Source organism: Agreia sp. (genome assembly GCF_964263775.1).
GTDB lineage: Bacteria > Actinomycetota > Actinomycetes > Actinomycetales > Microbacteriaceae > Agreia.
The window spans coordinates 1-7,267 of sequence record NZ_CAXVWM010000078.1 but is presented as its reverse complement, the minus strand read 5'-3'; the positions used below and the strand labels follow the sequence as shown (position 1 = coordinate 7,267).

At 69.8% G+C, this 7,267-nt stretch carries 10 protein-coding genes; all 10 read right to left on the bottom strand.

Going from position 1 to position 7,267, the window contains the following annotated elements; all coding sequences use genetic code 11:
- Positions 1 to 662: OB-fold nucleic acid binding domain-containing protein (locus ACE5CZ_RS06325; RefSeq protein ID WP_374946488.1), on the bottom strand; the 662-nt coding region annotated here is incomplete at its 3' end.
- Positions 663 to 791: 129 nt separating this feature from the next.
- Positions 792 to 1,676 (bottom strand): pantoate--beta-alanine ligase, encoded by an 885-nt coding sequence (panC, locus tag ACE5CZ_RS06320; RefSeq protein ID WP_374946487.1) that lies wholly within the window; start codon positions 1,674 to 1,676, stop codon positions 792 to 794.
- A gap of 138 nt (positions 1,677 to 1,814) precedes the next feature.
- Positions 1,815 to 2,543 carry a Rossmann-like and DUF2520 domain-containing protein gene (locus ACE5CZ_RS06315; protein WP_374946486.1) on the bottom strand — a complete coding sequence of 243 codons (729 nt, stop codon included), beginning with the start codon at positions 2,541 to 2,543 and terminating at the stop codon, positions 1,815 to 1,817.
- Positions 2,540 to 4,165, bottom strand: coding sequence for a PH domain-containing protein (locus tag ACE5CZ_RS06310; RefSeq protein ID WP_374946485.1), 1,626 nt, complete (start codon positions 4,163 to 4,165; stop codon positions 2,540 to 2,542). The genes ACE5CZ_RS06315 and ACE5CZ_RS06310 overlap by 4 nt, the downstream gene beginning before the upstream one ends.
- Positions 4,162 to 4,680, bottom strand: coding sequence for a PH domain-containing protein (locus tag ACE5CZ_RS06305; RefSeq protein ID WP_374946484.1), 519 nt, complete (start codon positions 4,678 to 4,680; stop codon positions 4,162 to 4,164). The genes ACE5CZ_RS06310 and ACE5CZ_RS06305 overlap by 4 nt, the downstream gene beginning before the upstream one ends.
- A gap of 1 nt (position 4,681) precedes the next feature.
- A complete protein-coding gene (locus tag ACE5CZ_RS06300) occupies positions 4,682 to 5,137 on the bottom strand; it encodes a DUF3180 domain-containing protein (protein ID WP_374946483.1) in 456 nt (151 codons plus the stop codon).
- Entirely contained in the window at positions 5,134 to 5,655 is a 522-nt protein-coding gene (folK, locus tag ACE5CZ_RS06295) for a 2-amino-4-hydroxy-6-hydroxymethyldihydropteridine diphosphokinase (RefSeq protein ID WP_374946482.1), read from the bottom strand. Before folK ends, ACE5CZ_RS06300 begins: the two co-directional genes overlap by 4 nt.
- Positions 5,652 to 6,077, bottom strand: coding sequence for a dihydroneopterin aldolase (folB, locus tag ACE5CZ_RS06290; protein WP_374946481.1), 426 nt, complete (start codon positions 6,075 to 6,077; stop codon positions 5,652 to 5,654). The genes folK and folB overlap by 4 nt, the downstream gene beginning before the upstream one ends.
- Positions 6,074 to 6,865, bottom strand: a complete 792-nt coding sequence (folP, locus tag ACE5CZ_RS06285; protein ID WP_374946489.1) for a dihydropteroate synthase — start codon at positions 6,863 to 6,865, stop codon at positions 6,074 to 6,076. The genes folB and folP overlap by 4 nt, the downstream gene beginning before the upstream one ends.
- 173 nt (positions 6,866 to 7,038) lie before the next feature.
- On the bottom strand, positions 7,039 to 7,267 hold a 229-nt coding region (locus ACE5CZ_RS06280; protein WP_374946480.1), incomplete at its 5' end, for a GTP cyclohydrolase I.

Below are 7,267 nucleotides of genomic sequence, written 5' to 3'. Positions count from 1 at the left end.
GCGCCGCCGTGCATGGTCTGCAGCATCGGGGTCTCGACCTCGATGTAGTCGCGCTCGGCAAAGGTCTGTCGCAACGACGCGACGGCCTTGGCCCGGGTGCGCACGAGAACGCGCGCCTGGTCGCGAACGATCAGGTCGAGGTACCGACTGCGCACCCGGGTCTCTTCGCTGAGCTCGGAGTGCAGGTTGGGCAGAGGCAGCAGGGCCTTCGACGCGATCTGCCAGTCGGCGACCATGATCGACAGCTCGCCGCGGCGCGACGAGATGACCTCGCCCGAGACGAAGACGTGGTCGCCGAGGTCGACGAGTTCTTTCCACTCGGCCAGCGATTCTTCGCCGACCTGGGCGAGCGAGACCATGGCCTGGATGCGACTGCCGTCTCCCGCCTGCAGCGAGGCGAAGCAGAGTTTTCCCGTGTTGCGGGCGAAGACGACGCGCCCGGCCACGCCGACGATGTCGCCGGTCGTGTCGTCGGCGACGAGGGCGCCGTACGTCTCGCGGAGCGCGGGGATGGTCGTCGTGATCGGAACCGACACGGGGTAGGCCTCGGCCCCGGATGCGATGAGTCGCTCGCGCTTGGCGAGCCTCACGAGCTTCTGTTCCGCGACCTCGGCCCGCAGCTCGTCGTCGGTCAGCGGGCTGTGGGCGGGTGCGTCACTCATGCGGGCGAATCTCTCCTCGGGTCGCAACAGAGTTTACCCATTGCCCGCGGCGCATCCGCGCCTCCTGGAACCAGCCGCTGCCGGCCGTTCATGCGCGGATCGACCGAATGGGAGCCGATACGCCGGCGCTCAGGCCAGGTAGATGATCTCGTTGTCGATGAGCCGCGTCGAGCCGACCCGGGCGGCGACGAGCACGACCGCCCGGCCCCGAAAGTCGTCATCGACGGGAAGGAAGGTGGCCGGGTCGACGACCGCGAGGTAGTCGATCTGAACGAGCGGTTCACCCATCGCGACGGACTGCGCCGCAGCGATGACCGCGTCGATACCCCGGTCTGCTGCGGACTCGGCCGCCTCGAGCATGTGCGAGAGAACGAGGGATGCGCGACGCTCCTTGTCGCCGAGAAAACGGTTGCGGCTCGACAGGGCCAGGCCGTCGTCTTCGCGCACGGTTTCGACGACCTCGATGACCGTGTCGATATTGAGGTCGGTGATCATGCGGCCCACGAGGAAGGCCTGTTGGGCGTCTTTGCGACCGAAGAACACGGTGTCGGGAGACACGATGTTGAGCAGCTTCGCCACCACGGTGAGCACGCCGTCGAAGTGCCCCGCGCGACTGCGCCCCTCGAAACTCGACCCCGACCGACCGGCCGTGACCGTCGTCTGGGTCGGGCCGTTCGGGTACATCTCGTCGACCGACGGAGCGAAGACGATGGTTGCGCTCTCGCCGGGGCGGGCCACGGAATCGAGGATGGCCCGGTCGGATTCGAGGTCGCGCGGGTAGCGCTGAAGGTCTTCGGATGCAGAGAACTGGGTGGGATTGACGAAAACCGATACCACCACGATGTTTCCCGACTTTCGCGCCCTCTCGACCAGGGCGAGGTGACCGTCGTGCAGCGCACCCATCGTGGGAACGAGCGAGACCGTGGGCTCGGCGATTCCACTCGCCGCCAGGGCCGACTTGGCCTCGCTGATCAGGGTTCGAACGCCCGCGATCGTATCGGCTGTTTCGGTCACACGAACTCCTCGAATCGTGACGACGGGCCCAGGTTCCGCTCGCCGCCATCCTCGATGCTAGTGCCTCGTCGCAGCCGGGCGGCCCGCCGCACACCCTGTCGCACGACCCACCGCTCAGCTCGCCGCTCAGCCCGCCGCTCAGCCGCCGATCGAGTCGAAGTGCGCCCCGGTGTCGTCTCCGCGAGCGCGGTGCAGGGCGTTCTCGACGGCCGAGCGCACAAGTGGGCCGAGCACCAGCCCGGGTGCCAAAACCCCGATCGACGACAGCAGGCTCGTTGCCTGGTCGACGATGGCGCTCGAGAAGCTCGTCGCGGTCTCGATCGCCTCGGCATACGCTGCCCGATCCTTCTCGGCGACCACGACCGGTTCGCCGCCCATCTCGACGACGAGTGCCTGCCCGATGGGAAGGACGGGGGCCGGCGCGGTCACCGCGAACCAGGTGCCCACGAGCCGCGCGATGTCGACGCTCGACCCGGTGAACTGCATGGCCGGGTGCACCGCGAGGGGGATCGCCCCCTGGGCGAGCGCAGGCGCGAGCACGGCCACCCCGACTCCGGGCGCCGTGTGCAGAACGAGCTGGCCTGCCTGCCAGCTTCCGGTGTCTGCGAGGCCCTGCACGAGGGTGGCGAGTTCTGCCTGCGGAACGGCGAGGATGACCAGCTCGCTGCGTTCGATGAGCTGGGGGATCTCGAGGATCGGCACGCTGGGAAGGATGGCGTCGGCGCGCTCGCGACTCTCGGCCGAGATCGCGGCGACCCCCACGAGGGCGTGGCCCGCACCGGCGAGCGCCGCCCCGAGAATAGGCCCGACCCGTCCTGCGCCGATGATGCCGATGCCGAGACGGCCGCTTCGTTCTGCAGGATTCATCGGTCGCTCTCGGGTTGTGACGGCTGGATTGCGGCCTGGTCGACATGCTCATTCGTCGGTTCGGCCAACTCATGAGAGCCCCGTGACCCGTGCGACCCGTCTTCGAGCGCTCCCGCGGCCGTCGCCGCGCGGCTGACGGCGTCGAACGCCGTGATCGACCCTGCCCTGTCGAGCGCCGACAGGCTCGCAGACACGGGGCCCGCGACGGTGTCGAGCGTCAGCGTGCAGAGGTCGAGGGCACGCGCGAGCGGTCCCTGGTCGAGGTGAATGCTCTGGATGCGTGCCGCCGGCACCGCGACGAGCTGTCGCCACACGAGCCCCTTGCGCAGCAGTACCGTGTCGCCCGCGAGGGCGTAGCCGGTTCGTCGCCACGAGAATGGACGCAGCCAGCGGCCCCGCCTCGGCGCGGGAACGAAGTCGACCCCGAACCCGGGCGTCGCGCCGGAGGAGACCATACCGGCCAGGATCAGGTGCCGTGTGTCGGCGCTGGCCAGCCCGGGAAGGAGAAGGCCGAGGACCCTGTCGACGTCGGCGCGCGTTCCGACGGGCAGCATGGTCGTCGCCGGCTGGCCGCCCGATCCGCTCGATGCGTGGCCTGCCCTGTTGATGCGGATGGCCCACCAGTCGAACGGCCGCCACAGCAGGGGCTGGTAGACCTCGATCGCATGGATTCGCCCGGGAGGAAGCGTGTCGTTCGAGGTGGTGAGCAGTCCGTACCCGACGCGAACGCCGTCGGGGGTGGCCGCGATCGAGAACCTCAGCGACCGGGTCACCTTGCGAACGTAGTACCCGGCGCCGCCGAGAAAGGCGGGCACAAGGAGGAAGACGAAACCGATCTCCCTTCCCGTTGCCGCGATGACGACCAACGCGACGACGACCGCCAGCACGAACAGGGTCGCCCCGCTCGCGAGCAGCGACCCGGCCAGACGCAACGGAGAGATGCGCACCACCGATTCCGGCGGAGCCTCCTGCGGATCGAGCTCGGGGGCCAGCAATTCCGTCACCCGCCGGCCGATGCGCGAATCCGGGCCCGCGGCATCCGGAGACCCCGCACCGCCTGCCGCGGCCCAGGGCGCGGCCCCCTCGTGGGCCCGACGGGCCGACGCGAGCAGCAGGATGTCGTGGCGCAGGCGATCGACGTCGCTGCTGCGCAGGTAGGCCAGCTGCACCTTCGCGTCTTGTCCGGCGACGCTCAGTTCGAGCCGGGCGGCGCCGAAGAGCCGGGCGATGAACGGCCGCGTGATCGCGATGCCCTGGATGCGATCGAGTCGAGCCTGGCGATGGGTGCGGAACAGGATGCCGCTGCGCACCTCGACCGCCTCGTCGTTGATGCGGTAGGTGTGCATGCGCCACGACAGGGAGAACGCCGCGATTCCGAGCAGCAGTGCGCCGAGCACGATGCCGATCGCCCAGCCGAGGTGGCCGCGCCGATAGAGCTCCTCGATCAGGTCGCCGCCATCGGGCCCGCCCACGAACATCTCGATGAGGCGCTCGCGCAGGTTGGCGAGAAGAAAGCCGATCACGGCGATGAGCGCGATGCCGCCCTTGAGCAGGGGCGTGGCCGGGTGAAGGCGCAGCCAGCCTCCGCCGCCGGGCAGCGGCGGAGAAACCTGCTCGGTCACAGCCCGGCCCGACGCGTTTCGGCGAGGGACACGAGGGTGTCTCGGAGCGAGTCGGCGTCGGCCTCGGCGAGGCCGGGGATCGTGACGCCGGTCGCCGCCGCGGCCGTGACGAAGCGCAGCTCGGCGAGCCCCAGAAACCGGGCCACCGGGCCCCGATTGATGTCGATGAGCTGCATGCGGCCGTAGGGCACCGAGACGACGCGATGGAACATGATGCCGCGCCGGAAGAGCAGATCGTCGTCGCGAAGCTGGTAGCCGATGGAGCGCACTCGACGAGGAGCGACGGCGAACATCACGAGGGTGACCAGCACGGCCGCGCCGACCAGGATCCATCCGAACGGCTGCGCGAACCAGCGCGTGAGCGAGAAGACGAGGGTGGCGCCGATCGCCACCGCACCGAAGAGGGCCACGCCGACGAGCTCGACCCCGATGAACTTGGGGCTCACCCGGCGCCAGTCCCCGCCCATTTCGACGCGCTTCGAGCCAGACACGTCGCCGTTCAGCAAATCGGACATGTCAGGCCTCCGGAGTGAAGTCGTCGGGCGGCAGGGCGAGAAGTTGTTCGGCGACCAGGCCGGCCACCAGCAGCACGATGCCGCCGGCCGCACTGGCGATCGACAGCCAGAGCGACGAGACCTCGGGAACGATCGCGCGAGAGAGCACGTAGATCGTGCATCCCAGGCCGAACCCCGCCACGAGGCTGCCGACCAGGCTCGACGCTTTGGCGAGCACCACGACCCGCATCGCGCGGAACGGATTGACCTCGCGTCGAACGGGCCCGCGAACGGCCCGGTGCACCGGAATGGCGAAGGCGAGCACGAGCGCGCCGGCCGCCGCGAGCGTGATCGGCAGGGTCACCGGGGGAACGAGGATGGGGCGTCCGCCGGAGGCCAGCCCGACCTGCAGGAGAAAACCGACGATGGCGCCGCCCAGGGCGAGGGCGAGCACGGGAACTGCCGTGGTGCGCTTCACATCGTCTCCGAGCTTGTGCGTCGGGCCGTGTCGTCGGTCGAGGCGAGCAGCTCGTCGACCCGGCCACGTCCGGGAATCGTCGCATCCGCATCGAGTTCGAGCCACGGGGCGAGCACGAAGTCGCGCTGCCAGGCGCGGGGGTGCGGCAGGGTGAGCGTGTCGTCACACTGCTCGAGCGACCCGTAGGTGATCACGTCGATGTCGAGGGTGCGGTCGCCCCAGCGCTCGTCGCGCACGCGGCCGTGCCGCAGTTCGATCTCGTTGAGGGCGGCGAGCAGCTCGTGCGGCTCGAGGGTCGTGTGCACGATCACGACGGCGTTGAGGTAGGCGGGCGCGTCGAAATCGACGCCGTGCAGCTTCACGGCGACCGTCTCATAGAGGCTGGATTCGCCGACCATTGTGACTCCGACCAGCGCCGCGACCTCGGCCATGGCAACGGTGATCATTACGTCGCGCTCACCGAGATTGCTGCCGAAGGCGAGTACGGCCCGCGTGCCCTGAGGCTGCTCGGCGCTCACAGCGCGCCCCTCGATGACGGGGTTGCCGCGTGCGTGCTGCGCGGCCGGATGATGGTGATCGAGACATCGGCGAACGGCACGGCAATCGGCGCGTCGGGCTTGTGCACCGTGACGCTCACGCGCTGAGCGACCGGATGCGCGAGCACAAGCGACGCGATGCGTTCCGCGAGCGTTTCGATGAGGTCGACGGGTTCGGCGGCGGCCGCCTCGGCCACCTCGGCGGCGAGCTCGCCGTAGTGCAGGGTCTGCGACAGGTCGTCGCCCGCTGCGGCGCCGACCGTGTCGAGCCACACCGTGAGGTCGAGGAGGAAGAGCTGGCCGTCGGCGCGTTCGAAGTCGAAGACGCCGTGGTGCGCGAACACTTCGAGGCCGATGAGAGTGAGGGTGTCGAGCTCGTCGATCGACACGGTGTGTTCGGTCATGATCGGGCTCCCCGCCTCCAGGCGTCGGCCACGTCGAGGGCCGAGCGCGTCTCGGCGACGTTGTGCACGCGCACGGCCCAGGCGCCCTGCGACGCCGCGATCGCCGCGACCACGGCCGACGGCGCATCCCGCGCATCCGGAGCTGCGCCCGCGCCGACCAGCGGGGCCAGAAAGCCCTTGCGCGACGCCGCGACCAGCACCGGAAGACCGAGCGACGCCAGCTCGCCGTAGTTGCCGAGCAGCGCCCAGTTGTGTTCGGCGTTCTTCGAGAACCCGATGCCGGGATCGACGATGATCTTGGCCGGATCGACGCCGTGCACGATCAGTTCGGCGACCCGGTACTCGAGCTCGCGCCGCACATCGGCCACCACGTCGGAGTAGCGTGCCTTGGCCGCCATCTCGGCGCTGTGCCCGCGCCAGTGCATGACCACGAAGGGCAGCCCGGTCTCGATGGCGACGCGGGTCATATCCGGGTCCGCGAGACCCCCGGAGACATCGTTGATGACCGCCGCACCCGCGTGGGCGGCCGCAAGCGCCGTGGATGCGTTCATCGTATCGACGCTCACCGCGATGCCGCCGCGCGCGAGTTCACGCACCAGCGGCAGCACGCGGCGCTGCTCCTCGGCCACCGCAACGCGGTCTGCGCCCGGGCGGGTGGACTCGCCTCCGACGTCGATGAGGTCGGCGCCCTGGGCCGTGAGCTCGGCGGCGTGTTCGAGGGCCGCGTCGAGCGTGCTCCAGCGTCCGCCATCGCTGAACGAATCGGGGGTGACGTTGAGGATTCCCATGATCAGCGTGCGCTCGCCCGTGAGCCTGACGCGGGGCGCCGAATTCGACGAACGGATGCGACGACGAACGGATGCCGGCTGCGCGCCGCCCTGCACGCCCGGTTCGCCGGGTGTCACGTCACGTCTGTGCACGGCGCTTCTGCTCACGTCGCGTCTGCTCACGTCGCGTCTCTTCACGTCGTGGCTCCGATCAGACTCATCAGCTCCGCGCGCTCCGCGGGCTGCGACAGCGTACCGCGACTCGCTACGGTGACGGTCGAACTGCGCGTCTGGCGGGGGCCCCGAGTTCGAACACAGTCGTGCCGGGCATCGAGAACGACCAGCACTCCGCGCGCGTCGACACCCCTCTCGATCGCCCCGGCGATCTCGTCTCCGAGGCGTTCCTGCAGCTGCGGGCGCGAG

What these genes read in the sequence shown, in the direction of transcription:
- ACE5CZ_RS06305 (WP_374946484.1), bottom strand. Translation starts at nt 4,680, where the DNA reads ATGTCCGATTTGCTGAACGGCGACGTGTCTGGCTCGAAGCGCGTCGAA.
- folB (WP_374946481.1), bottom strand. Translation starts at nt 6,077, where the DNA reads ATGACCGAACACACCGTGTCGATCGACGAGCTCGACACCCTCACTCTC.
- ACE5CZ_RS06315 (WP_374946486.1), bottom strand. Translation starts at nt 2,543, where the DNA reads ATGAATCCTGCAGAACGAAGCGGCCGTCTCGGCATCGGCATCATCGGC.
- folP (WP_374946489.1), bottom strand. Translation starts at nt 6,865, where the DNA reads ATGGGAATCCTCAACGTCACCCCCGATTCGTTCAGCGATGGCGGACGC.